Source organism: Streptomyces pseudoechinosporeus (assembly GCF_054783935.1).
On record NZ_BAAGPS010000085.1, the window covers coordinates 67292 to 90893 of the forward strand.

Genomic DNA, 23602 nt, shown 5'->3' on the forward strand with positions numbered 1-23602 from the left:
CCACGGGTGGGGCGGCGCTCGGGTGGGTTGGGTGGTGGGCCTCGGCTTACGGGCGCGAACGCGTCTCGCCGGCACGCCGGGAAGGCTTAGCGGCTGCGGGTTGTGGGTGGGGCGCGGTCGCGTCTCGCCTGCACGCCGGGTGGGCTCGGCGGCTGCGGGCTGCGGGCTGCGGGCAGTGGGTAGTGGGCAGGGGGCCGTCGGTGGGGGTGGTTGCTCGGCGCGCGAACAGTTCGGTGGTAAGTGTTCGCGGGGTGCTCATTTGAGTTGTCTTGCTTGCCTGCCTGCCGGTTCAGCTTGGTGGTTTGTCCTGCTGAGTTGGGGTTTGACCTGGTGTTATTACGCTGCGTGGGGGATAATGGAGGGAGTCAACTCGCTGATGGGGAGGGCGAGTTGATGTGCTGCTGAACGCCAGTCGGGGGGTGAGTGCGTTGGCCGTGGCGACCGTGGACGAGTCCCTGGACGTATGGGCGGCGGAGCTGCGCGAGCGGCAGCCGTCTGCTCAGACTGCCGCGCTGCTGGACGACCTCGACTGCGAGCAGCTGTCACCGCGGGGCCGGGTCGACGGCGGATACGGCCCGCCAGGTGCTCGCCCGGGACCAGTACTGCGCCTTCCCGACCTGCCGAATGCCCGCCCACCGCTGCGACTTGGACCACATCGAGCCCTTCGACCACGCCCACCCGGAGCGCGGCGGCCAGACAGTGCCGGACAACCTCCAGCCGCTGTGCCGCCGCCACCACCGCCTCAAGACCCACCACCCGGGCTGGCGGGTGACCCGCGACCCCCACACCGGCGCCACGACGTGGACGGCCCCGACGGGCCATACGTACACGAACGCACCACCGGTGTACCGCGAGTGACTCTCGGCGTTCAGCCGGTCTTGCGAGCCACGCCTCCGTAAAAGCCGATCTCGTCGGATCCTGTCGGCGGCGGGGTGTCCGGGCGCCAGAACGGGACCTGGGCCAGGCCGGGCTCGACTAGTTCGAAGCCGTCGAAGAACTGCTCGACCTCGGTGCGGGACCGCAGGTTCATGCTGGCCGTGGCCTTGTTGTAGACGGCCTGGGCTGCACTGCGGTTGGCGGTGAAGTCGCCTGTGGCGTGCGAGAGCACCAGGTAGCTGCCGGGCGGCAGCGCGTCGCGCAGGGTGGCGACGACCTGCTCCGGCTGCTCCGTGTCAGTGAGGAAGTGGATGATTGCGACCAGGAGCAGGGCGACCGGCTGGTCGAAGTCGATGATTCGGCGAATATCGGGGTGGTCCACGATGGCCTGCGGGTCGCGCAGGTCGGCGAGCACGATGCTGGTCGCGCCGGAGCTGCTGAGCGGCGCGTCGGCATGTGCCTTCACGATCGGGTCGTTGTCGACGTACGCGACGCGCACGTCCGGGGCCACGTCCTGGGCGATCTCGTGCACGTTCGGAGAGGTGGGCAGCCCGGTGCCGATGTCGAGGATCTGCCGGACGCCACTGCTGACAACGTGGCGGACTGCGCGCTGCAGGAAGGCGCGGTTGGCCCGCACGGAGATCCACACTTCGGGCGCGGCAGCGGCGAGTTCGTCGCCGGCCTGCTGGTCCACCTCGTAGTTGTCCTTGCCGCCCAGCAGGTAGTCGTAGATCCGCGCAGGGTGCGGCCTGCTGGTATCGATCTTCCCGGCGCGGACGCCGTCCTGTGTCACGCTGTGCTCCTTTCGACGACCGCCACGACCCCGTGGTCCGCGCACGGCTGAGGACAGCTTTGCATATCAACTTCCGTTCGGACGGCTGGAGTTGTTTGCGTCGGTGGCGCGGCCATGGGCGTGGGGTCGCCCCGCCGGCAGATACCTGCGGCGCGGCGCCGCTCCGCCCACCCGGCAGAATTACGTGGGACCACGGCGGGGTGGACGAGGGAGGCCGACGGTATGGGTGGCAGCGCGGTGGTCGTGGGCGGAGGCATCGGCGGGCTTGCTGTGGCGATCGGCCTGCGCCTGGTCGGCTGGGAGGTGACGGTTGTCGAACGCGCCTCCGTACTCGCCGACGTGGGCGGGGGTATTTCGCTGCACGCCAACGGCGTTCGGGCCCTGGACGTCCTCGGTGTGGGCGAGGCGGTGCGCGCGGCTGCCCGGCCTCAGTACACCGGGGGCACCCGCGTCCCCGGTGGCGGCTGGCTGGCCCGGATGGACGGGGCCGCGCTGGAGCGTGCGCTGGGCACGCCGGTCCTCGGTGTCACCCGAGCTGTGCTGCACAGGCTGCTGCGGGCGGAACTGCCGTCCGAGTGCCTGGTCGTGGGAACCGAGGTGGCCTCCGTCGACCGCTCCGACCCGAGCCGGGTGCGGATACCCCTCGACGACGCCGTCCTGGAGGCGGATCTGGTCGTGGCCTCCGACGGAGTGGGCAGCCGGCTGCGCGCCCAGCTCTTCCCCGGCCATCCCGGCCTGGCCTACAGCGGGACGACCGTGCTGCGCGCCCTCACCGACCATCCGGTCGACCTGGCCGACGACTTGGAACTGACCTGGGCGAACGGCGCCGAGTTCGGTCACATCACGCTCGCCGACGGCCGGGCCGAGTGGCACGCGGTGCTCAATTCGCCCCCCGGCGTACGGCACGCGGACGGCCTCGCCGCGATGCGCCACCGCTTCGGCGACTGGCACGATCCGATCCCCGCACTGCTGGACGCGACCCGACCCGACGCGGTCCTGCACCACGACATCCACGAGCTGGTGACACCCCTGCCCACCTTCACCGCGGGCCGGATCGCCTTCCTCGGCGACGCGGCCCACGCCATGACCCCGAACCTCGGCCAGGGCACCAGCCTGGCACTGGAGGACGCCGTCGTCCTGGCCGCCGCGCTCGCCACCGAGCCCACCGTCGAATCGGCACTGGCCCGCTACGACGCCGAGCGCCGCCCACGCTGCCGGTCCATCGCCCGCGCCGCCCGCCAAATCGGCCGGATGGGCCAGCAGTTGACACATCCCCTGGCCGTCGCCGCACGCAACACGACTCTCCGGCTGGCCCCTTCCCGCGTGACCATCCGCACGGTCCTGCGGCATGCGGACTGGACACCGCCGGGCTTGGGCTGACCGTCCGAGGAGCTGAGCCGGCGGAGCGGATCCGGTGCCTCTGCCCAACTTCCGTGATACACCGGGAAGATCACCGTGACGCAAGCAGAGAGGGCACCGCCCATGGGCCGACCGACGACCTCGACTCCGCTGCCGGGCGACACGAAGGTACTGTCCATCGGGCTGCATCCGAGGGTGCTCGACTACAGCCGGATGCCCGACGGTGTCGACGAGGCGGTGTTCACTGCCCGGGTCGAGGCGGCGAACGCGGCGCTGCGCGAAGCGGGGTTCGATGCCGTTGTGTGCCTGATCGACATCTCTCCGGACCGCGCCGAGGAGACCGTCCGGGAGCAGCTCCAGGAGCACGCGTTCGGCGTGGCGATGATCGGCGGTGGCGTACGGATGCTGCCGGAGAACACCCTGCTGTTCGAGCGGCTGGTCAACGTCCTCACCGAGGCGGCGCCCGGGATCCGGCTGTGCTTCAACACGACGCCGGAGGACACGGCCGAGGCGCTGAGGCGGTGGATCCAGACGTAGGCCGAGGCGTGGCCCACTGGGAAGCGCCAATGAGCCGACCGGGCTCGAAGGTGGTTGGCAGTCGATACGGTCCCCGTAACTATCCCCCGCATCCTCGCCGTCTTCAACGAGGCCACCGGCCCCCTACGAGGAGGGCGGCTGGGTCGTGGTGGCGGTCCCGCCCACGCGGGCCTCGAAGCACTCCCGTTCGCCGTCGGCCGACGCGGGCCGGAAGCAGGCCCGGACGGTGCTGCCGGGACGGACTTCGGTCATCTCCGTATAGATGAAGGTTGCCGCGTCGTCCTTGTTCCCGATGCGCACGCTGTGGGTCGGGCCGCCTGCCGTGACGTCCACCCGGTCGCCGATCTCGGTCCCCCAGGTCCGGGCCCAGCTCGCACCGCACTTCTTGCTGTGGCGCAGCTCGACGTGGGCGCCGGTGGTCGTGCGGTACGAGGCGAGGGTGTCGGGGCCGATGCCGCAGATCAGGCGCATCGGGTCCCGGCCCTCGCAGGCGGCTCCGTGGCATTCGGGAGCGAGGGAGAACGGGACGGAGGCCGGCGGCGGTCCGTCCTCCTGAGCCTCCGAGTCCGGCAGCAGGAGGAACAGCAGGGCCGCAGCACCACCGACGATCACGGTGTACGCCGACGCCAGCACCACCAGGAGCCTGCCCCTGCGGAGTCGCCGCCGACCGGTCCCGGCGGGCGGCGGCGACTCCTGAGGTTGTGGCCGCGGCGACTCGTCCGCGGGAGGGTCGGGTGCGGGGGCCACCGCGCGTCCGCTCCAGTGCGACTCGGCGATCTCCCACAGGGCCAGCAGCCGCCCGTCCGGTTCGTTCGCGAGCCGGCACAGCTCCCGTACGGCCTGGCGAGGAGGCAGGCTCTTGCCGTTGAGGTAACGCTCCCACGAGGACTTGCTGTACGCCGTCCGCTCCGCCAGCGCCGCCAGGCTCAGCCCCGCACCGGCCCGCAGCTCCCGCAGCGCCGCGGCCAGCCGGGTGTGTTCCGCGGTCACTTCGGCGCCGCCTCCCGCAGGGCCTGCCAGGTGGGCGGGTCGATGACTCCGTTCACGATCAGCCCGTTCTGCTTCTGCATGCGCTCGACCGCTCGCCGCGTCTTCGGGCCGAAGACGCCGTCGATGTCCCCTGGCGCAGTGCCCGCCCGGTGCAGCAGGCACTGCGCCTCGGCCACTTCGAGCCCCACCTGGGTGTTGGACAGGAGGATGTCCGTGGTCCGGCTCAGGCCCGCGTACCAGCGGCCGTCACGCTGCTCCAGCCGACAGGTGTAGATGACCGGCACCAGGGACTCCGACACGGTGGCCGGGGCCGTCGCGACAGCATCGCCGCGGTCGTGCGCGAGCTGGGCACGGGCCTCGGTGAGCCGCACGGCCAGCAGCAGCGCCACGGAGACGGACAGCGCCGTGACCACGGCTCCCGCCGTGACCGCGGCGCGCAGGTGACGCCGGTACGGCTGCCGCTCCGTGGGCGGGTGTGCCGGTGTCGCGGAGAGGTTCTCGGGGGCGTCGGTGGTGACCACCCGTCCCTCCGCCCAGCGTTGGGCGGCGATCTCGTGCAGCACCAGCAGCCGGGCCGGATCGTCACCGCCGATGCGGGCCACCGCCTCGACGGCCTCCCGGGGCGGCAGTGACCCGCCGTTCAGATACCGCTGCCACGACCTCGCGCTGTACCCGGTCTTCGCGGCCAGTTGACGCGTGCTCAGTTCGCTGCGGTCCTTCAGTTTGCGCAATCCCACGATCAACTGGCGGACGTGTGGATGCAGTTCAGCAGGCAGCTCTTTCCAACGCGACATGTTTCCCCCGCTCGCGTCAGGGACCGTTGGTCCGGCCCTCCGTGTCCCGGCCTCATTCTGCCTCAGCCGTCACGGCGCTCACGGAGCGGCCACCACACCCCCGTGCAGAAGTCGGCCATCCCCGCTCGCGGCCGTCCCGCCACAGTGACTCGGCGGGCGACGTCCTAGCAGGTCAGCGAGTGGGACGTCCCGGGATGAGGCCACTTCTGCGCCAACGGTGGCCGGACATCGCGCCGAACCCGCAGTCTCGTTGCGGAGCCGGCCGGTGCGGTCGGCTCCGCCCATCGCACGTCAACGGAGGAGAACAGCATGCGAGCTCTCACGAAGGCACTCGTCAGTGTCACCACCGCGGTCGGGATCGCCGCCGGCGGCCTGGCGACAGCGGGCACGGCCATGGCGGCTCCCGCGTCATCGGCCCAGCAGCAGGCGGTGAGCGCCGAGGTCGGCACGCTCGCGGTGGTCAACCTGGGGCTGAACACCGCCCATGCGAAGAACTGGCAGTGCTGGCTGCGCGACACGGGTTACAACCCCGGCGCGATCGACGGGCAGCTGGGCACCAACAGCTGGAAGGCAGCGCAGAGGAAGTTCGACGACCTGGGCTACTACAACGATTCCATCGACGGAATCGTCGGACCCAACACGATCAAGGCGCTGCAGCGCTACCTGAACCTCCAGGGCGCCAACCTTGACGTCGACGGGATCGCCGGATCGGCGACCAAGGCCGCGTTCTGGGAGTTCACCGGGAGGTTCAGCACCTGCTGAGCTGACCCGACGACCGCACACACGCCGCGGCCCGCCCTCCCTCAGGGAGGGCGGGCCGCGTGCCGTGTCTCGACGCGGCTCAGAGTCGCTCCGGCGTCCGGATGTCCAGCAGGGCCATGTTCCGGTGCAGCGTGCGGGCCGTGACGTCGCACAGGAACAGGCGGTTCTCCACCTGCTCGGGCGTCTCGGCCTTGTGGCTTTCGCACTCGTCGGCCGATTCCAACGCCTGGGCAAGTGACCGGAGTTCGATGAGAACGCTCACGCTGCTGTCGGCAACGGCTCCATCGCAGCAGGGGGTTAACCCCACCACTGATCCGGATGATCGCCCCATCGCGCCGGCTCGCACTCTGCGGACATCGTGGTACGGCACGTTGGCTCTCACGGGTGATGCGGCGAACACCGCGACTCCTGACATGCCGACTCTCACGCTCAAGGGGGCACACGTGATCAAGCACAAGCGTGCGCTGGGTGGCGTACTCATGCTGGCCGTGGCGGTCGGTGTCGCGGTGGGCGCGCCGACGGACAACGACGTGCCGCAACGGAACGCCGCCGCCACGGTCACCGCAGCTGAGTCCAACGCCGCCGACCACGCTCGGCTGCGCGAACTCCTGCACCGGCTGACCACGGTCGACGGCGGACCCGGAGCGCTCGTCGAAGTGCGGGACCGGCGCGGCAGCACGGTGCTGACCAGCGGTGTCGCGGACGTGAAGAGCAATGCGCCGGTGCGCCGTGACAGCAGGTTCCGGATCGGCAGCATGACCAAACCGTTCGTGGCGACGGTCATGCTCCAGCTGGTGGGAGAGCATCGCGCCGTCCTCGACGCGCCGGTGGAGCGCTACCTGCCCGGCGTCGTCCGAGGGCACGGTAACGACGGGCGGCGGATCACCGTCCGTCAGCTGCTCCAGCACACCAGCGGCGTGCCCGACATCCTCGACCACCTCAGCCCGCAGGAGGTCCTCAAGGACCCGCTGGCCCACCACGACACCCGTGACCTCGTGAACATCGCGCTCGCCCACCCTCCGACCTTCGAGCCGGGCACCGGCTGGCGCTACTCCAGTACGGGCTACCTGCTGGCCGGCATGATCATCGAGAAGGTGACCGGCCACCCGTACGGCGAGGAGATCCGCCGGCGCATCATCAAGCCGCTCGGCCTGCACGAGACGTACGTACCGGGCGACGCCTCGGCGATCCCCGGACCGCACCCGCGCGGGTACGTGCGGCCGGGCGAGGACGCGCCGCTCATGGACATCACCGCGATCAACCCCTCGGTCGCGGGTGCGGCCGGCGAGATGATCTCCAGCGGCAGCGACGTCAACCGGTTCCTGGACGCGCTCATACGCGGCAAGCTGCTGCGCCCGGCCCAGCTCCGGGAAATGACGAAGACCCGGCCGACCGGCAACCCGGACGGCCGGGCATACGGCCTCGGCCTGGAGAGCAGGCCACTGCCCTGCGGCGGCCTCTACTGGGGGCACACCGGCGACATCCTCGGGTACGAGACGGCGGGCGGAGCCACGGCCGACGGCAGGCAGGCGACGGTCATGGTGAACCTCGGCCCGGCTGCTTCGGACGCACAGAGCGACGACATGAAGGCCGCCGTCCAGACGGCACTCTGCGAGGGCCGGCACTCGGCCGCAACAGCCGGTTCGTCGTCGCGTGGGTGCGAGGTTCCGAGGTCGCGGCCAGGCGGATCAGGCCGGGTTCCACCGAGCGTCGCGCACGGTGCCCTGCCCCCGTCGCACACCGGGCACGAGGGGGCAGGGCACTGTGAAGTGCTGTGAACCTGCTGGGAACTGCGAGGAAAGACCGGTCAGTCCCGGTACATCCGCGGCTCGTAGGCGTACGCCGGGCTGTTGCCGACGGCGGTGAAGTTGTCCTCGACGGCGGCTCGTTCGGCGGCGTCCGGAGTGGGGTTGGTGCAGTCGACCCCGGCCGAGGAACCGGACATGAGGCTGCTGCACGGGCCCGGTTTCACGTCGGGCAGTCCGAGGATGTGACCGAGTTCGTGCGCGGCGATGCGGATGGTGTCGTAGCCCTCGTTCACCGCCTGACGCCCCATCCAGACGGTGCCGTTGCCCAGGCTGGTGGTTTGGGCGCGCGGCCAGCCGTCGTCCGCGAGGATCTCGATGTTGGCCTCGTCGCTCGCGGCCGCCGGCTCCAGTTGAACGTTGGCCACGCTGTCGTTCCAGACCTTTGCACCGCTGTGGACTGCGTCGACGAACTCCGCAGCCCCCTCCGTGTCGTACGTCAAGACGACCGCGGCGGTGGCCGCCGGAGACGCGGCCGAGGCCGTGGCCTGACCGATGGTCCACGACAGCGCCACCACGAGCATGGTGATCAGCGCCCGCGCGGCGTTTCTGAGTGTCACGATGATCCTCCTGTGGGGGGAGAGATGCCGAGCATCATCATGTCCATGACATGCTGCCCGTCATCTGCCCCTCCCTCGCCCCTTCCAACCCGTCCGCCGTTGGGTCTGCCCAGTGAACGGTGGTTCTGGAGTTGTCAGGGATTCAGCGGCGGGCGGCGGAGAGCCGTCCGTCGAAGGCGATCTCGAAGGCGTTCAGGGCGGCCTTCCATCGCTGTGACCAGCGTTTACGCCCTTGGCCGGTGCGGTCCGGGCTCATGATGGCCATGTAGACGCACTTGAGAGCCGCCTGCTCGTTCGGGAAGTGCCCGCGGGCGCGGACGGCCTTGCGGATCCGCGCGTTCACCGACTCGAAGCTCTCTTGCCAAGCTGCGGCGTGCGAGGGCGGTTGGGCGGGGCGATGTTCAGCGTCCCTCCACATGTGCCGGATGATCACGTTGGCGAGTTGGCGCTTGTGCGCTCGGCGGGCCGAACGTTTGGGCATGTTCTCGCTGATCTTTGTCCCCGGGAATTCACCCCAATAGCCCCATTGTTGGCCCTCTGTTGAGCGCGTCGCCATCACCGCCATTAGCGTTGCCGCTGGACGGAGGGTCCGCCATGAACGAATTCACGAATTCGGAGGAAATTCGTCCGACCAGAATGAACATGACGAACTCTCCCGGTAATTCCGCAGGCCTTCTCGTGCGTTCTCGCCTGCGGTCCCCAGGTCCACTCGGGGCGGCTTGCCTTCTGCGAACCGGCCCAACGCGTCGCCGTCCGGCGACATCGGCGTCGGACAAAGCTGGGCGGCCCTGACTCTGTTCATTCCCACCACACGGAGGCGACCATGGGCTTCGCTCGTCGGCCCTTCATATTCCTCGCCGTTGCGGGTCTCAGCGGCTCTGCAGGGCTCGCTCTCATCGGATCTGCGCCGGCTGGAGTGGCCCCGCAGAAGACGGCTGCGACTGCGGCAACCCACCCTGCCGACAACTCCTCGGCGAAAAGCCGCACCATCCGCGTGGAGGCCCGGCTGCAAGTCGGTGAAGAGCTGGATCTGGGTGCAACGGGCCGCAGCGTCGGCGACCAGTTCATCTTCAGCGCGAATCTGGTTTCGACCGAGGGACCGGAAGAACGCTCCGTCGGACGCTTCGGCGGGTTCTGCGTCATCACCGACCTCGAACGCAACGCGGGACAATGCTCGTCAACCGCGGTGCTGCCGGAAGGACAGATCACCGTCCAGGGCGAGCAAACCGGAATTCCGGTACCGAGCCCGGTCGTCAACGCGATCACCGGAGGCACCGGGGAGTTCCGTATGGCGTGTGGCCAGGTGACACAGCGGGTGTTGACGCCGGCGACCTGGCAACTCACATTCGAAGTACTCGGCATGCAGCCTCGCCGGACCGGAGACGGTCACAGTCCGTCCGAAGTGCCGATGCCCATGCCTCCGTCCTTCCCTGGCAAGTAGCGCGTGAGGCGGTATCGACGCCGTCCGGGATGCAGTGGCGAGAGCAGCGGTTCCCGCCCGCCCCGGTCATCGACCACACGCAATGACCACCCATGGAGACGTCGTGATCAAGAACTCCCGCACACTCATGAGCTGGGGCGTCGCCCTGGCCACCGCCACGGCCGCCACCGTCACGATCGGCGCAACCACCGGTGGCCCGCCGAACCCGCTGCCAACCGACCCGCAGGGCCGCCCGACGGCCAGTCAGGGGAAGGAACCGCCGACTGAGCCTCAAGTGACAGAGCGCCGACGGATCGCCACATCGGTCCTGGACCGGGACTTCAAGTTCACACTCACCGCTCTGAGGTCGCAGGCCGATCCGCTCGCGGCATCCGTGCGCCTCCAGGTCTTCATCTTCAAGGACGGCGCGTGGAGAGAATCGGACCGTGCTCTGGTCGGCGACGTGGACGGCTGGTTCTGGTTCCCGCTGACCGGCCGCCACGCGGTGTGCGAGTTCTCGACCGCCGGCACCGAGCCCGCACCGGTTGCCGTCAGTCTGCTGATCACGCCATCGATCGGCTGCTCACCGACCGAGAACTTCCAGATCAAGGACGGGCAGATCATCCCCTCCTGACAGCGGCCAGCGGCTGCGGTGCCGACTGCTCGTCAAGTTCTGTCAAAACATGGGGAGTTGGAGCCCTCGGATGCGCTCCAGGGGCACTGTTCGGCGCCGAACCGGCCAGCGGCATCCACTCTCTTGAGGTGGAGCAAGGGGTTGCGCCGGCCGGCTCGCCATGTGTCCGGGCGTCGGGGAGGCAGACGAACACCGCGTGCGGACACCGCGTGACGGTGAGGAGGACGATCGTCAGCCGGCGTCGGCGAGGACCTCGCGCAGTTTGCGCGCGAAGGCCTCGGGCTGCCCGGGGTAGCCGAACTCGCCGTCGACGAAACCGCCGTGGTGGCTCGGGAACACCGTCGCCTGCTGGCCGAGCAGCTTGGCCGTCGCCACCGAGGTGCGTCCGGTGAAGGTGTCCTCGGACTCCTCGCCCACGGCGATCACGACCCGCGTCGGCGCCGCGGTCAGCGCGTCGGCGTCGGGCCGGTAGCTGCTGAACGCCCACGACCGGTCGGAGAGCAGCGGATCGTCACGGGAGCCGTCGTCCTCGGCCGGCAGCCCGAAGGCGGCGGGATCCGGTGCGGGCTGGGCGAAGTAGGCGTCGGTGAACTCGCCCAGCCACGACGTCATCGCGATGAAGGCCGCCATGCCGGCACCCCATCCCTTCTTCTCGTACGCATCCCGGATGCCGGCGCGGGCGTGCTCGGCGGCCTGGGCGTCGGGGAGCACCGGAATGAGCGGCGGCTCGTGGGCCACCAGGGTGGTCACGTCATCGGGGTACGCCGCGACGAGGGCGAGCGCGGTCACCGCACCGCCGCTGCTCGCGAACAGCTCGACCGGGCCCGCGCCGAGCGCCTCGATGACGGCGTGCACGTCGGCAGCCTGGATCTGGGGTGCGTGGTCGACGCGGCCGTCCTTGCGGGTGCTGCGGCCGAGGCCGCGCGGGTCGTAGGTGATCACGGTGCGCTCGGGGAAGTGCGACGCCAGCGCGCGGAAGCCGCCGGCGTCCATGGGCTGGCCGATCATGACCAGCGGTGGGCGTCCGTCGGCGGTCGGCAGCGGGCCGTGGACGTCGTAGGCGAGGTCGACCTCGGGGGTCTCGAGCATGTGCGTAGTCATAACCGTGTAGACCCGCTCCGCGCCGAGAACTCATCGGACCCTACGCCCGGCAGCGCCCCGGCATCTGACGGTCGAGGCTCGTTCGGAGGTGAGCGCGTCTGCCTGAGCCGAGGAGCGGTGGATATCGGGCAGGTGGCACCAGCGGGGCGCCGGATGGGGTGCCGCAGTTCTGTGACTGTTGCGAAAGTCGACAGCTGGGTTCTACAGCTGGGTTCTCCGGACGCCGTGGAATGCCGCCGTGCATACGGAAGTTGCTCATGTCATGACTCAAGGTCCCGCACCTCGCACCCTGTCCGACGAAGCTCTCTCCGACCTGATGGGCAGACAGCAGTTCGGTACTCTCGCCACCAACAAGCGCAGTGGTCATCCTCATCTGACCACCATGCTTTACAGCTGGGACCCCGAGGCCCGCATCGTGCGGCTCTCCACCACGGCGGACCGCATCAAGGTCAAGCACCTGCGGCGCGACCCGCGCGCGGCTCTCCACGTACCGGGCGGTGACGTGTGGTCTTTCGCCGTCGCCGAGGGCGAGGCCGAGGTCTCCGAGATCACGACCGTCCCAGGTGACGCGATTGGGCGGGAGCTGCTCGCGATGATCCCGAATGCCGCGAAGCCGGGAGACGAAGACGCGTTCCTGGAGCAGCTGGTCGCCGAGCGTCGGGTGGTCATCCGGCTCAAGGTGGATCGGCTGTACGGAACAGCGCTTGACATAGACGGCTAAGCGACCCCGGGGAAGTTCAGGCACGTCACCGGAGAAGCTCGGCCGCCACTTCACCACCGACTGGAACGTTCTGCTGACGCTGCGAACGAACGAGTTCACCGAGCGGGCACACGTCGGCCGGCTCCAGGACCACACCCACCGCATGCTCCTCGCGCACCCGGCCGTCGCACCATGTAGACGTCGATCGGGTCCTGAACCTCCACGGTGAACCCGTGGCGCTCGTACAGCCGCTGGGCGGCGCTGCCCTGCAGGACATTCAGGCGGACGAGCACGCCGTCGGCATCGGTCCGCTCCAGCAGCGTTCGCAGCACAGCCGATCCGAGCCCCCGGCCCTGCAGGCCCGGGGCGAGATAGAAGTGCTCCAACCACCGCCCGTCCCCGGCCGGGCGCACAGTGACGCAGCCCGCGAAGGCGCCATCGGCCACGATGACCGACGTGTGCTGCGGGGAGAAGGAATCCCGCAGCCGCTGCCGGACCCGATGCTCGTCGAACCGTCCCAACCGCTGTCCGTCGTGGAGATCGCTTCGGTTGCGCACCTGAGATGACCACACCGCCACAGCCCGGCCCGCCCGCCGGCCCCGGTGGCGGACCGGCCGCCCATGCCGCCCGATATGGGCGGGCCGTCTCCTTGGCTGTCCCGCCCGGGCGCGTCAGTCGAAGACGAACGGGCCCGGCGACTGCTTGGTCATCGCGACGCACTGCCCGCTGATACCGAAGGTCACAAAGTTCAGCGAGTCCCCGCCTACGTTGGAGTCCAGGCTGTCGCCTGGGGCCACGGTGCCGATGAGCGGGCCGAACGTGATCTGGGAACCCGCCGGGAAGGACGGGTTGGTCTGGGACGTGAAGAGGGTCGTGCCCGGTCCGCCGTTCTTTTCGAGTCGCAGTGTGGCTTCCATGGTGTCCGCCGGGATATCGATCGGAGCGATCACGTCCGGCGAGCCGAGCGTGATCGTCGCGGTCGTGCCGTTCTGGGCGGCGGTGAGGGTCAGGGTCGTGCTGCCCCAGGCACCGCAGTCGTACTCGGCCGTGGCGATGGTCGGCGACACGGCGGTTGCCGCGGGTGCCAGCGCCAGGGTCCCGGCGAGCAGTGCTGCCGAGGCAGCGGTCGTGGCGGCGCGTAACTTCGGCGTCGTACGCCTCATCGGTCATCCCATCTGGTCAAGACTGACGGTTGCTGACGATACGTCAGGTATTTACCTCATTGACGCGCAGGGATCTCAAGAAGGCAAGCGGCATGGCCGGCCCGGGAGTCATCGGGCGCCGAGCCCGCCTTGCAGGGGCGTCGCGCCTGACAGCAGCGGGGGCGGATGCCCGTTCGGTGTCCATGCCGAACGACTCCGCTGCCTGCCGTTGAGGCGCGGAGTCGGATGGCCGGTGCCGCTCGTGTGCGGCAGGCGGTTGCCCTCCGGGCCCGGGTTTCGTCTCCGTGAACTCCGCGCAACCTGATCGGGGACCGGTCCCGAAACCGGGTGTGTACCGTCCCGGCCATGTGGTTCCCAGGACGCAGGCGCCGCCGCCCGCCGGACCCATGTGTGTTCTGCTCGCGCAAGCTGAAGCCGAAGGATCAGGTCGCGGCGATGAAGGAGGACCTGGTGCGCGAGCTCTACGGCCGAGTGCCTGCCGAGCCGGCGGCCTACATCGACCCGGATGGTGACCAGCGCTGGTTCGCTCACCTGATCTGCATGAACTCCGCAACGCTCAAGGCGGCAGGCGAACTCGACATCACCTGCGTCGTCTGCGGCCAAGAGGTCGGCGCCGAGGAACGCAAACCTGCGGACGAGGATGGGGTCCGAAAGCTGTTCGGGGTAGAGCGAACCAAGCCTGGAGAGAAACCGGACCCCGCGGACGTATTCCTGACAGCCTTCGAGGCCGCGCTCCGTGCCTGGCAGTGCCAGCGGTGTGCGCGCTGGCAGTGCAACCGCTGCGTCTGTGCCGCGCTGGCCGGCGGCGGCTCACCGATCCCGGACCACGCCGACTGCGGCGGCCGGTTCGCCCCGCCGACCTGAGAGCAGCTCAGCCGGGGTGCCCGGCCTCTTCGCAACACGATCTTGTTGACTCGTTGGCGGCGGGATGTGAGCTGCGCGGAGTCACAGGGAGTCGCCGGACCTACCATGGCGTCATGGCCGTCGACCTCTTCGCAGGCATCCCAGTCAACGACTACGCAGCGGCGCTGGCCTGGTACGAGCGGCTGCTCGGCTCCCCGCCGGCGTTCATCCCGAACGACACAGAGGCCGTGTGGGAGCTCGCGGAACATCGGTATGTGTTCATCGAGCATCGGCCCGGGCACGCCGGCCACGCCATGCACACCGTTTTCGTCGACGACCTCGCCACCCGCGTCGCCCGGATCGCCGACCGGGGTCTGAAGCCCGCGCGTCGCGAGACCTACTCGAACGGCGTGCGCAAGGTCACGTACCACGATCCGGACGGAAACGAGATCGGGTTCGGCGGCGCTCCGCTCTGACCGCGACCAGCCTCCGTTCCTCGGCGAGCACGGCGAATACGTGCAGCTGAGGCAGCATCGCGGCGCAGCGCGATGCGCTGACAACTGCCTTGCTATCAAGGAAAGTTGGAGAACATCCGCGCTACCCTGACCGCGTGCCACCCTGCCCGACGCCGCCCCCGTGGCGGCCCGCCGGCCGCGAGGCGGACGGTAACGCACTACGGCTCATGACAAGACCCTTCGTCGTGGGTGATGCCCGAACTTCCCGGGCATCCTCACGCTCCCGCAGACCAGAGGGCCGTCACATCCACCACCGGTTTCATGTGGGTCCGCCGGGGGGGCATGCCCAGATGCTGCCGTCGGCCTCCAGGCGTACGCCAGTGTGGGCCCACGGTCGCGTCCCACCCGCTTGGCCTGCGACGTGTCGTGGATGGGTGCCCGCGGCAACCGGCCGCCTCCCGAGTGGCTGCGAAGCGTCGTCACAGTGGCTTGGGAACCCACCAGGTTCGCCCGTGCCGGTCACGCCTGGTGCAATCCCTAGGATCGCATCCCGAACAGGAAGCGGGTCGCCCGCGTGCGGCGGACCAGCAGCTCGTACGCGGTCAGGGTGAGGACGAGAGCGATCGCCACGAGCACGGCGTACTCAACCAGGATCGGCGCCGACCAGCCGATCACGAAGTATGCGACGGCGACCACGATCGGCTGGTGCAGGACGTACAGCGGCAGCACGGCTGCGGTGAGATAGCCATAGAGGCGCCGACGCGTCGTCGGGGCCGGGTTCGGCGCCGTACGCGATTGCTCTGGCCGCCGACGGTCGAGGAGGCCTGGGATGGCGACCACCAGGCACCATCCGGCCGCACCGAACAGCGCCCGTGAGGCGGTGGCCAGGGCGGTCATCTCCGTGAAGGGCTCGTCGGCCAGGGCAAAGCCGGGGCCGGCTGCCGCGAACAGCAGGACGCCGAGCCAGGCCGCGGTCCCGGCGTCGCGCCGCATCACGGTGCGGAAGCGGTCGTCAGTGGCGAGCGCGAAGCCGGCAACGAAGAACAGCAGGTACGACCAGCGGTGCCAGCCCGCGTAGTCCTCCTCCAGCCGTGCGAAGGCACAGATCGCCGCGAAGACGAGGGCCGGCAGGAACACGACGCCCTGCCGGTGCAGGGTCGCCTCCGCCACCCGGTCGCCGATGCGGCGGACGCGCTCGCGCGGCAACCACCGGTGGAACGGCACCAGCATGAGGGAGAACGCCAGGAGGAGCACGACGAACCAAAGATGGCCGGTCTCGAAGTACTCACCCTGGACGAGGAAGGGGAACTCTTCGGGCTCCAGGCGCACGTCGTAGAAGCGGGGCAGGAAGTCGAGGTACGACTCGTGGTAGCCGGCGTCGGCCGAGCGCAGCCGCAGCCACTGCGGCAGCGGGTTCAGCGCGAGGGTCGCGAAGACCAGCGGAACGCCGAGCCGCAGCAGCCGCTCGCCGGCGAAGCCGCCCGCGCCGCGGCGCTGAAGCGAGTGCCAGGCGCCGAGGCCGGAGATGAGGAACAGCAGCGGCATGGCCCAGACGACCCCGAACCCGGCGATGACCATGATGGCTTCGGTGGTCTCGGCGTTCTTGACGTAGAAGTCGTCGTCGGCAGCGAATACGAGCGCCGAGTGGAAGAAGACCAGCCCGATCACGACCAGCATCCGGATCGCGTCCAGCTCCGGCCGCCGCTCCGGTAGCGGCGCCCGCTCCGGTTCTGTGCGCGTCGCCATGTCCGTGCCCCCCGTCGCCTGTACGCCACCAGTGTTGGGAAGGCGGCCGCCGGGGCGCTACCCCCGCAGCGGACTCCGCTCACATCGAAGATCAACTGGAACCACTTCGCCGGGGACGGATCATCCCTCGGCGTCACGACGCCACTCGACGTACATGCCCTCGACGGCGCGAGCGGTGGCGATGAGGTCGGCGGTCTGGTCCTGAGCGTCGCAGTGGAACGCGTAGGCACGGATGTCAGCATCCGAAGGCGGGGGCCGACCGTGCTCGATGAGCTGCCCACCGGCCCGGTGGGCAGCTATGCGATACGCGCCCTTGGCGCATCGACGCACGTCCCGCCGCGGGCCTTCGTCCAGCGACAGCTGTCCACCGGGCTCGGAAGATTCACTCCAACCCGCGTCGGCGGATCAGGATGTGGTCCCCAGCCCCGCGTCCCGTGCCAGCAGCGCGGCCTGCACCCGGTTCTCGCACTGCAACTTCGTCAGGATCCGGCTGACATACGTCTTCACCGTCGCCTCGCTCACATGGATCCGCTCGCCGGCGTCGGCGTTGGACAGCCCCTCACTGAGCAGCCCGAGCACCTCGAGCTCCCGCTCGGTCAGCGTCTCCAGACGCCGCCGCGCCGCCTCACCGCGCGCCGCGGACTGCCCCGACGCGAGCGAGTCGACCACGTGCCGCGTGGCGCCCGGCGACAGATACGCGTCTCCGGCCGCGGCCGCCCGCACCGCCTGGATGAGCTCGCCCGGCGCCGAGTCCTTCAGGAGGAATCCGGCGCCGCCATGGCTCAGTGCGCGCAGCACGTTCTCCCGCTCGCCGAAGGTCGTCAGGATCAGTGGCCGGACGGACGGCGCGGCCCGCCGCAGCTCGGCCAGTGCGGACAGCCCGTCCAGCACGGGCATCTGGATGTCGAGCAGGGCCACGTCGACGGCGTGTGCCCGGGCCAGATCGACCGCCTCGTGGCCGTTTCCGGCCTCCGCCACGACGTCGATGTCCTCGGCGGAGGTGAGGATCATCCTGATGCCCGCCCGGATGAGCGGTTCGTCATCCGCGACAAGGACCCTGATCACAGCTCTCCCGCAAGGCTTCCGGTGACGATGAGCAAGACCACCACCGCGTCATCATCTCCGAACGGCGCGGCGGTCGAACACTCAACCATACTCAAGGCAACTCACGGTCCATGACTATGACTTGACCATGTAGGACCGCTTCTGGACCAGCTCCCCGTCCCGGAAGCAGAAGCGGAAGACGGGCTCCTCGTCCAGGCCGTCCGGCATCTCCGTCGACATGAGGACCAGGCACGTCGCGCCCTTCGGCTTCGCGGGCCCCCCGTCGTCCAGACCCTCGGTCAGGAACGACTTGCCGTCCGGCAGTTTGCCCCGCACGGCCGGTTCGGCATCGCCGACCTGCACCGAGTGGTAGACCGACGGTTCGATCATGGCCTTGTTGCTCTCCTCCACCAGTTCGATGATCCCCACCACGGCCAACACCCCGAGAACGACGGCGATCAGCAGTGCGCTGCCGCACCCGATCACGAGGCCCTTCTTCCTGCTTCCCATAGCGACGTCGAGCTCCTTCTGCCTGTCCGGCGGACCGGACCAGTCGATGACCGCTCCACCGTCGCCGGACAGCGCCCCATCGCTCTGCCCCCGGAAGTCGTTCTCCGCATCGACGAATGTCGTTCCGGCCTGCCCCAGGCACGCCTGCCCCGAGCCCGCCCGCTCCGAGCCCGCCCACCCCGGGCCGCCGTCCGGCGCGTGCGGCCGCTGGGGCCCGTACGGCAGTACGCCCGCGACCCGGAAACCGCCGCCGACCGCGGGCCCGGCGTGCACCATGCCGCCGACCAGCCGGGCCCGCTCCTCCAGCCCGGTCAGCCCCTGCCCTCCGCTCACCACGAGCCGCTCGCCACCGGCCGTCACGGGCACCGGCCCGTTGGCGACCTCGACCACCAGCGAGTCCGGCTCGTATCGCAGCTCCACGACGATCGAGGCCCCCGGCGCGTACTTCAACGCGTTGGTCAACGCCTCCTGCACGATGCGGTACGCCGCGTGGTCCGCAGCCGGAGCCAGCGGCCGCACCTCGCCCGTGCGCCGCAGTTCCACGGCCGCCCCCGCGCCCCGCGACGCCTCCACCAGACCATCGATCCCCGCCACGCCCCGGGCCGCGGGCTCCGCTTCGCCCTCGCCCTCCTGCGCCTGCGTACCGTCGCGCAGGATGCCGACGGCCTCGCGCAGCTCGTGCATCGCCGCCCTGGCCGCCTCCCGCAGCACCCCGACCGCCTCGCGCTGGCTGTTCGTCAGATCCCGGTCCACCTCCAGCGCGCCCGTATGCACGGCGATCAGCGCCAGCTGGTGGCCGAGGCTGTCGTGCATGTCCTGGGCTATCCGCTGCCGCTCCCGCAGGCGCGCGTGGGACGCGATCATCTCGCGTTCACGCAGCAGTTGGGCGTTGTGCTTGTGCAGCGCGTGCAGGAGCGTGCGACGTTGGGTGCGGTAGCGGCCGGCGAGGCCGGGCACGACGGTCGTCGCCAGGAACGTGAGGGTGACGAACAGCAGCACCTGCAGCGCGGACAGAACGGGCGTCTCCTGGTAGACGGACAGCCCCGCATAGAGCACGTACGAGGCCGCGAACGACGCGAGCGCCCGCCGCGGCGCCGCGATCCTCGGGCCCGCCGACCAGCCCGCGACCATCAACAGAGCCCAGAAACCGGTGAGCACGCCGGCGACCGCGCCCGTGAGCACCAGCACGCTCGCCGGGAACGCCCGTCGCAGCAGAGACATCACAGCAGCGGCCACTGCCACGGCGGCCATCCACAGCGCGCCGTCGCCCGGCACGCTCAGCGCCGCCACCAGGGCCAGAACCAGGGCCAGGACCGCCTCGCCGACGATCCGCCGCCGGGACCACATGCCCGCCACGACCAGGTGTTTCCAGATGTCGCGGGCCATCATCGTCACATTCACACGCCAACGGTAGGTGTCAACGCCCGTGCGGACAGCAGCCGTTCGTCGCACCGGCGTCCAACGAAAGTCGCACATTCGGCCGAGCAAGGAACGACCTACGGCGACAGCGCGGCGCATCGGCCGACCGGCATTGTCGGGACGGACGGCACGAACACCTTGGAGAGCGACGTGAGTCTTCAGCAGTCCCAGCAACGGTTCCTCATCCGGCAGAAAACGACCCTCATGGCCAACCAGTACGTGGTGACCGTGGCCCGTCCGGACGGCTCCGAGGGCGAGGTCGTCGCCTTCGCTCAGCAGAAACGGATGACACTCAAAGAGCAGGTGAACATCTACACCGACGAGTCCAAGGACCGCGTCCTGTGCAGCTTCGAGGCCCGCCAGGTCCTCGATGTACGCGATGACCGTCTCCCAACGGGGTGCCGAACGGTGGCCGGTCAGGCGCCCGTTGAAGCGTTCGGCGGTTCAGTCCGGTGACCAGCGCGGCGAACGTGGAGAAGGTCGGCGAGGTGAAACTGCCGCGTAAAGCACCCAGCACGGCGAGCAGAGATGCGGGTGCGGTCGGCTCCGGAAGCATCGGCGGGTCCCTCACCGCAGGCGACATAAGCACCACCGATGCCTCCTTGCCGTCTGCCCCCAGGCCGGACTGATGGCCACAGGTCACCCGCGCGAGCCACCTGGCTGACAGTTGATCAGAACGGCGAAAGTTTGAGGAGAATCGGAGCATGGCGATATGCAAGAAGTGCGGCGTGCGAAAGCGCCGTTGGCCCCGTTCTTGTCCCGGGTGCCGCGCCGGGTCGGCCCGGGCGGACGTGGCCGCGGCGGGGGCCGATGTGGCCGTGGCGGCAGGACTGTTCGGGTGGATCAGACGGGCAGTCACGGGCGTTGTGCGGCGGATTCTCGACTGGACCTGACCCAGCGGGCGCGATCCGGCTCCCGAGGTCGTCGGCATCCGAAGGCGGGGTCCGACCATGCTCGATGCGGCTGCACTTGGATTCGTGCCAGCCCGCCAACACGGCCAGCGCCCGCGCAGTGAGACCCGCGTCCTTCCGGATCTCGCGCAGGCGCTGACCGAGCGCTCGTCGTGCTTCGGCGACGCTGGACGATGACGGCAATGCTGATTCTCCGTCAGTGCCGACGAGCCGGGTGGTACTCCGCGTGCGGGACAGCCCGCCCCCCAAACGGCCTCGAACGCGGAGCTGCACAGCTTCACAGTCGCCGGATCGTCCGTGAACGTCTCGTCGTCCGGGGCGAGTTCGCCATCCCCGTCGAAGTGGTGGAACACGACGAGGTGGTCGTCCAGCAACCAGCAGTCGTTGCCCGGCAGGGCGATGTCCGATGCCTGCCGACGCGGAAGCCAGCGCACCTGCTCACCGGCCGCCACGTTGGCGTCCGTGACATGGTGCTCGAACTCGATGTAGTCGCTGACCGGCTCGGAGACGATACGGGCCCGTCGGATCTCTACGCCCCTGCCGACCAGCTCGGCGACGAGCGTGAGCCACGGCCGCAAGGCCGGGTCGTTGTCCTCGGGCGCGTCGCGGACGCCGTTCTGCCAGGCGATGAAGCGCGGGTCGGAGCGCATGTAGCCATCGCGCATCTCCAGGTGGACGGCCGAGCGCCGACAGTTCCTGAGCCGCTGCTCAAGCGTCGGTTCCGCTCCCACCGGTCACCTCCGGGAAGAACTGCATCATGCGGCGAGGGAAGTGGTCGCCGGCCCTCTGCCCAATCACCTCGGCGGAGCCGTCAAATTGCCATTCCAGAAGGCCAAGGCGTTGGTGATCAGCTCCTTGGCGGTGTCTCCGAAGCAGGCGGCGTCGGTGATGGCGTTGAACGCCTTGTCATGGAGGGCGAGTTCGTCTGGATCGGTGATATCCACGCCGGTGGACACGAGTTCGTAGTGAGCTCGGCCGCCGTCGTACATGTTGAAGGCGGGCATGGGGACCACGCCCACTTCGGCGGTGGCGGGGAGGACGCCGAGGGCAAGAGCGGGGAGGTCGATGTCGCGGAGGAGCCGCTCCATCTGCCCACGCATCACCTCAGGCCCTCCGACGTTCGTGTACAGGGCTTGTTCGCCGAGGATCACGTCGTAGTGGTGCTCACCGTCGTACAGGACCCGCTGTCGCTCCATTCGCTTGGCCACCCCCGCCGGCACGTCGTCCGGGACACCGAGGAAGTCGACGACCCGGCGAAGGATCACGGTCGCGTACGCCTCGGTCTGCAGCGTGCCCCAGATCATGGTGGGGACGTACGCCTTGCTGTGCCGCGTCTGCTGGTACCAGCCGATCACCTCCTCCTGGATGGCTTCCGTGCCGGTGGACAGTCGCTGTTGCCACGGGACTGAACTGGTCACTGCGTCCTCCTACCTTCGGCTGCTGATCAGGGTTCCGTGACGGTCACGCCTGGTGCAACGGATCGCGCATCATCGCGGCGAACACGGGGGAGTCGGGGAACGGCTGCTGCTCACCGATCTTCTCGTAACCCCAACGCTCGTACACGGCCTGGACTTTGCCGTCTCCAGCCTTCGGGTTGACCAGCAGCGTGACCCGGTCTTCGCCTCTGTCCGCCAGCAGTTCCTCGTGGATGCGGTGGGCGAGGCCGGTGCCGCGCCACGGGCGCCGGACGACGATCTCGTTCAGCGCGAGGGTGCGCTTGCCCGTCTCGAGCGTGTAGCCGTCGGGCAGTTGGGTGGTCATGGCTGTCCACCAGCGGGTGTTGGGGCTGAGGGGGGTGGCGTACGCGAAGCCTGCGGGCTCGGTCCCGTCGTACGCGATGACCGTCTCCCATCCGGGTTCCGAACGGTGGCTGGTCAGGCGCTCGTTGAAGCGTTCGGCGGTGTAGAAGGGCCCGGTGAGACCCAAGTCGCGCTGACGGACCTCGACATGGATGTCCACGATCGTCTGGCGCACCGGGTCGATGTCGGCGTAGTGCCGCAGCTCAAGGCTCACAGAAGCTCCCTTTCCAGATATCCCGCTCGTCGGCCGGGAAGTGACCGCACCATTCACCGACTCTGCTCAGAGGCCCGGCACCGCAATCCGGCCCGCCATAAGAACGTCGTGATTCGCGAAGAGCGCGTCGAGTTCGAAGCGTCGGCGAATGTGCGGCGTCCACCTCGCATCCCACAGTGAGCAACTAGGCCTCAGGTGGAGGCGGTTCGAGTGTCTTCCAGCGTTCGCTCATGTGCAGGCGAGTCCCGAGTACGCGGGTGAGTGAGTGGGCCAGCGCGGCGTCGTGGTTGTCGTCGATCGTGTGGCTTCCCCGGTGGCTGCCTGACCAGGTCAGGCGTAGGGACGTCTGGGTGTACCCGTCTTCGGTGTTGCCTGAGTGGACGATCTCGACCGATTCCAGATCGGTCACGTCCCTGATGCGCGTGCGGGCGTTGCTCACCAGACGCACCCGCTGTTCGGTGAACTCCACCGTGTGGACCTCGAACAGGCCCGCCACCACGGCGAGGACCACACAGACCTGCATGATGACCATCCACCATCCGGTCGGCAGCGAGAAGATCTTCGCCAGCGCTGTCGCGAGGAGGATGGCCACCGGCATGCAGCCGCACCCCAGCTTGAGGCTGGGAAATGGATTGCCTGTCCAGGTGAGAGACCTACCGTCGGACACTTGGCACCACCCCCACCGCACCTACGGATCGGTGGAGGACATGAGCGGACTCCACCGTTCCTCGACGAGGTCGCCCAACGCCGGCTTCCGGCGGAGGGAGTCGGCCAGCCCGGGGTCGAACTCGCCGTCGAACTCCTGCCCCTCCCAGTTCTGCCATGCCAGCCGCAACGACGTCTGGGTGTAGCCGCTCTCTGCGGAGCCTGAGTGCACCACCTTTACCGATACCAGGTCGGCGACCTCCCTTGTGCGAGTACGGATCCTGCTGATCAGACGCACCTGCTGCCCGGTGAACTCCACCGTGTCGACCTCGAACAGCGCCATGAGGAACGCAACGGCGACGAAGGCGGCAGCAATGCCGCTCATCGCTACGGGTGACAGCGAGAGGAACGGAGAGAGGAACGGGAGGGCGAGAGGGCACAAGCAGCCGCACCCGGGGATGAGAAGCCGTATCTCAACCGATCATGGAACGCGTGGGTCGAACAGGTTTCCCGCCGGGGTGA

27 protein-coding genes and 3 pseudogenes are annotated in these 23602 nt (G+C 69.3%); 11 read left to right on the forward strand and 19 right to left on the reverse strand.

Annotated features, from left to right (window positions below; translation table 11 throughout):
• Positions 1-582: 582 nt before the first annotated feature.
• Positions 583-858, forward strand: coding sequence for an HNH endonuclease signature motif containing protein (locus tag ACYVO6_RS45705; RefSeq protein WP_461072289.1), 276 nt, complete (start codon positions 583-585; stop codon positions 856-858).
• 10 nt (positions 859-868) lie between these two features.
• On the opposite strand, the gene ACYVO6_RS45710 is transcribed toward ACYVO6_RS45705, so the two are convergent.
• On the reverse strand, positions 869-1669 hold the full coding sequence (locus ACYVO6_RS45710; RefSeq protein ID WP_461072291.1) for an SAM-dependent methyltransferase: 801 nt from the start codon (positions 1667-1669) through the stop codon (positions 869-871).
• A 222-nt stretch (positions 1670-1891) separates the two neighbouring features.
• On the opposite strand from ACYVO6_RS45710, the gene ACYVO6_RS45715 reads away from it, so the two are divergent.
• Together ACYVO6_RS45715 and ACYVO6_RS45720 are read left to right on the forward strand one after the other, a co-directional pair.
• Positions 1892-3049, forward strand: coding sequence for an FAD-dependent monooxygenase (locus tag ACYVO6_RS45715; RefSeq protein WP_461072293.1), 1158 nt, complete (start codon positions 1892-1894; stop codon positions 3047-3049).
• A 102-nt stretch (positions 3050-3151) separates the two neighbouring features.
• Positions 3152-3565, forward strand: coding sequence for a hypothetical protein (locus ACYVO6_RS45720; RefSeq protein ID WP_461072295.1), 414 nt, complete (start codon positions 3152-3154; stop codon positions 3563-3565).
• Between the two features lie 123 nt (positions 3566-3688).
• Here ACYVO6_RS45720 and ACYVO6_RS45725 read toward each other — a convergent pair whose 3' ends face one another.
• Together ACYVO6_RS45725 and ACYVO6_RS45730 are read right to left on the reverse strand one after the other, a co-directional pair.
• Positions 3689-4555, reverse strand: a complete 867-nt coding sequence (locus ACYVO6_RS45725; protein ID WP_461072297.1) for a helix-turn-helix domain-containing protein — start codon at positions 4553-4555, stop codon at positions 3689-3691.
• Entirely contained in the window at positions 4552-5349 is a 798-nt protein-coding gene (locus ACYVO6_RS45730) for a peptidoglycan-binding protein (protein ID WP_461072299.1), read from the reverse strand. Before ACYVO6_RS45730 ends, ACYVO6_RS45725 begins: the two co-directional genes overlap by 4 nt.
• A 309-nt stretch (positions 5350-5658) precedes the next feature.
• Here ACYVO6_RS45730 and ACYVO6_RS45735 point away from each other — a divergent pair, with 309 nt between their 5' ends.
• Complete coding sequence (locus tag ACYVO6_RS45735) at positions 5659-6111, forward strand: peptidoglycan-binding domain-containing protein (RefSeq protein ID WP_461072301.1); 453 nt, start codon at positions 5659-5661, stop codon at positions 6109-6111.
• Positions 6112-6190: 79 nt separating this feature from the next.
• Here the strand turns inward: ACYVO6_RS45735 and ACYVO6_RS45740 are convergent, their stop codons facing one another.
• A complete protein-coding gene (locus ACYVO6_RS45740) occupies positions 6191-6592 on the reverse strand; it encodes a DALR anticodon-binding domain-containing protein (protein ID WP_461072303.1) in 402 nt (133 codons plus the stop codon).
• Here ACYVO6_RS45740 and ACYVO6_RS45745 point away from each other — a divergent pair.
• On the forward strand, positions 6555-7889 hold the full coding sequence (locus ACYVO6_RS45745; RefSeq protein WP_461072305.1) for a serine hydrolase domain-containing protein: 1335 nt from the start codon (positions 6555-6557) through the stop codon (positions 7887-7889). The two genes, ACYVO6_RS45740 and ACYVO6_RS45745, sit on opposite strands and share 38 nt — an antisense overlap.
• 29 nt (positions 7890-7918) lie before the next feature.
• Here ACYVO6_RS45745 and ACYVO6_RS45750 read toward each other — a convergent pair whose 3' ends face one another.
• A complete protein-coding gene (locus ACYVO6_RS45750) occupies positions 7919-8476 on the reverse strand; it encodes a snapalysin family zinc-dependent metalloprotease (RefSeq protein WP_461072307.1) in 558 nt (185 codons plus the stop codon).
• 142 nt (positions 8477-8618) lie between these two features.
• A pseudogene (locus tag ACYVO6_RS45755) lies at positions 8619-8831 on the reverse strand (transposase); the annotation flags it as partial.
• Between the two features lie 468 nt (positions 8832-9299).
• Here ACYVO6_RS45755 and ACYVO6_RS45760 point away from each other — a divergent pair.
• Together ACYVO6_RS45760 and ACYVO6_RS45765 are read left to right on the forward strand one after the other, a co-directional pair.
• Positions 9300-9917 carry a dirigent protein gene (locus tag ACYVO6_RS45760; RefSeq protein ID WP_461072309.1) on the forward strand — a complete coding sequence of 206 codons (618 nt, stop codon included), beginning with the start codon at positions 9300-9302 and terminating at the stop codon, positions 9915-9917.
• Positions 9918-10020: 103 nt separating this feature from the next.
• Positions 10021-10530 carry a hypothetical protein gene (locus ACYVO6_RS45765; RefSeq protein WP_461072311.1) on the forward strand — a complete coding sequence of 170 codons (510 nt, stop codon included), beginning with the start codon at positions 10021-10023 and terminating at the stop codon, positions 10528-10530.
• Between the two features lie 231 nt (positions 10531-10761).
• On the opposite strand, the gene ACYVO6_RS45770 is transcribed toward ACYVO6_RS45765, so the two are convergent.
• On the reverse strand, positions 10762-11631 hold the full coding sequence (locus ACYVO6_RS45770) for an alpha/beta fold hydrolase (protein WP_461072313.1): 870 nt from the start codon (positions 11629-11631) through the stop codon (positions 10762-10764).
• Between the two features lie 262 nt (positions 11632-11893).
• Between ACYVO6_RS45770 and ACYVO6_RS45775 the strand changes: the two genes are divergently transcribed.
• Positions 11894-12352 (forward strand): TIGR03618 family F420-dependent PPOX class oxidoreductase, encoded by a 459-nt coding sequence (locus ACYVO6_RS45775; RefSeq protein WP_461072315.1) that lies wholly within the window; start codon positions 11894-11896, stop codon positions 12350-12352.
• Between the two features lie 95 nt (positions 12353-12447).
• On the opposite strand, the gene ACYVO6_RS45780 is transcribed toward ACYVO6_RS45775, so the two are convergent.
• A complete protein-coding gene (locus ACYVO6_RS45780) occupies positions 12448-12888 on the reverse strand; it encodes a GNAT family N-acetyltransferase (protein ID WP_461072317.1) in 441 nt (146 codons plus the stop codon).
• Between the two features lie 114 nt (positions 12889-13002).
• Positions 13003-13494, reverse strand: coding sequence for a hypothetical protein (locus ACYVO6_RS45785; protein WP_461072319.1), 492 nt, complete (start codon positions 13492-13494; stop codon positions 13003-13005).
• Positions 13495-13839: 345 nt separating this feature from the next.
• Between ACYVO6_RS45785 and ACYVO6_RS45790 the strand changes: the two genes are divergently transcribed.
• Together ACYVO6_RS45790 and ACYVO6_RS45795 are read left to right on the forward strand one after the other, a co-directional pair.
• A complete protein-coding gene (locus ACYVO6_RS45790; protein WP_461072321.1) occupies positions 13840-14358 on the forward strand; it encodes a hypothetical protein in 519 nt (172 codons plus the stop codon).
• Positions 14359-14471: 113 nt separating this feature from the next.
• On the forward strand, positions 14472-14813 hold the full coding sequence (locus ACYVO6_RS45795; RefSeq protein WP_461072323.1) for a VOC family protein: 342 nt from the start codon (positions 14472-14474) through the stop codon (positions 14811-14813).
• 516 nt (positions 14814-15329) lie between these two features.
• Here ACYVO6_RS45795 and ACYVO6_RS45800 read toward each other — a convergent pair.
• The 4 genes from ACYVO6_RS45800 to ACYVO6_RS45815 form a co-directional block, all read right to left on the reverse strand.
• Complete coding sequence (locus tag ACYVO6_RS45800; protein ID WP_461072325.1) at positions 15330-16538, reverse strand: acyltransferase family protein; 1209 nt, start codon at positions 16536-16538, stop codon at positions 15330-15332.
• A 120-nt stretch (positions 16539-16658) separates the two neighbouring features.
• Positions 16659-16868, reverse strand: a complete 210-nt coding sequence (locus ACYVO6_RS45805) for a hypothetical protein (protein WP_461072327.1) — start codon at positions 16866-16868, stop codon at positions 16659-16661.
• Positions 16869-16943: 75 nt separating this feature from the next.
• On the reverse strand, positions 16944-17603 hold the full coding sequence (locus ACYVO6_RS45810; protein ID WP_461072329.1) for a response regulator transcription factor: 660 nt from the start codon (positions 17601-17603) through the stop codon (positions 16944-16946).
• A gap of 114 nt (positions 17604-17717) precedes the next feature.
• The gene (locus ACYVO6_RS45815; RefSeq protein ID WP_461072343.1) at positions 17718-19478 is read right to left on the reverse strand and encodes a sensor histidine kinase; all 1761 of its coding nucleotides are present in this window, start codon (positions 19476-19478) and stop codon (positions 17718-17720) included.
• 183 nt (positions 19479-19661) lie between these two features.
• Here ACYVO6_RS45815 and ACYVO6_RS45820 point away from each other — a divergent pair, with 183 nt between their 5' ends.
• The gene (locus ACYVO6_RS45820) at positions 19662-19967 is read left to right on the forward strand and encodes a hypothetical protein (protein WP_461072345.1); all 306 of its coding nucleotides are present in this window, start codon (positions 19662-19664) and stop codon (positions 19965-19967) included.
• 467 nt (positions 19968-20434) lie between these two features.
• Here ACYVO6_RS45820 and ACYVO6_RS45825 read toward each other — a convergent pair.
• The 6 genes and pseudogenes from ACYVO6_RS45825 to ACYVO6_RS45850 all read right to left on the reverse strand — a co-directional run.
• Positions 20435-20605 (reverse strand): annotated as a pseudogene (locus ACYVO6_RS45825) (helix-turn-helix domain-containing protein); the annotation flags it as partial.
• Between the two features lie 104 nt (positions 20606-20709).
• A pseudogene (locus tag ACYVO6_RS45830) lies at positions 20710-21087 on the reverse strand (DUF6879 family protein); the annotation flags it as partial.
• A gap of 129 nt (positions 21088-21216) precedes the next feature.
• Entirely contained in the window at positions 21217-21840 is a 624-nt protein-coding gene (locus ACYVO6_RS45835) for a DUF5753 domain-containing protein (RefSeq protein WP_461072331.1), read from the reverse strand.
• Between the two features lie 43 nt (positions 21841-21883).
• Positions 21884-22435, reverse strand: coding sequence for a GNAT family N-acetyltransferase (locus tag ACYVO6_RS45840; protein WP_461072333.1), 552 nt, complete (start codon positions 22433-22435; stop codon positions 21884-21886).
• A 184-nt stretch (positions 22436-22619) separates the two neighbouring features.
• Positions 22620-23033, reverse strand: coding sequence for a hypothetical protein (locus ACYVO6_RS45845; RefSeq protein ID WP_461072335.1), 414 nt, complete (start codon positions 23031-23033; stop codon positions 22620-22622).
• Positions 23034-23123: 90 nt separating this feature from the next.
• Positions 23124-23465: a hypothetical protein gene (locus ACYVO6_RS45850; protein WP_461072337.1), complete on the reverse strand. Its 342-nt coding sequence runs from the start codon at positions 23463-23465 to the stop codon at positions 23124-23126.
• Positions 23466-23602 lie beyond the last annotated feature (137 nt).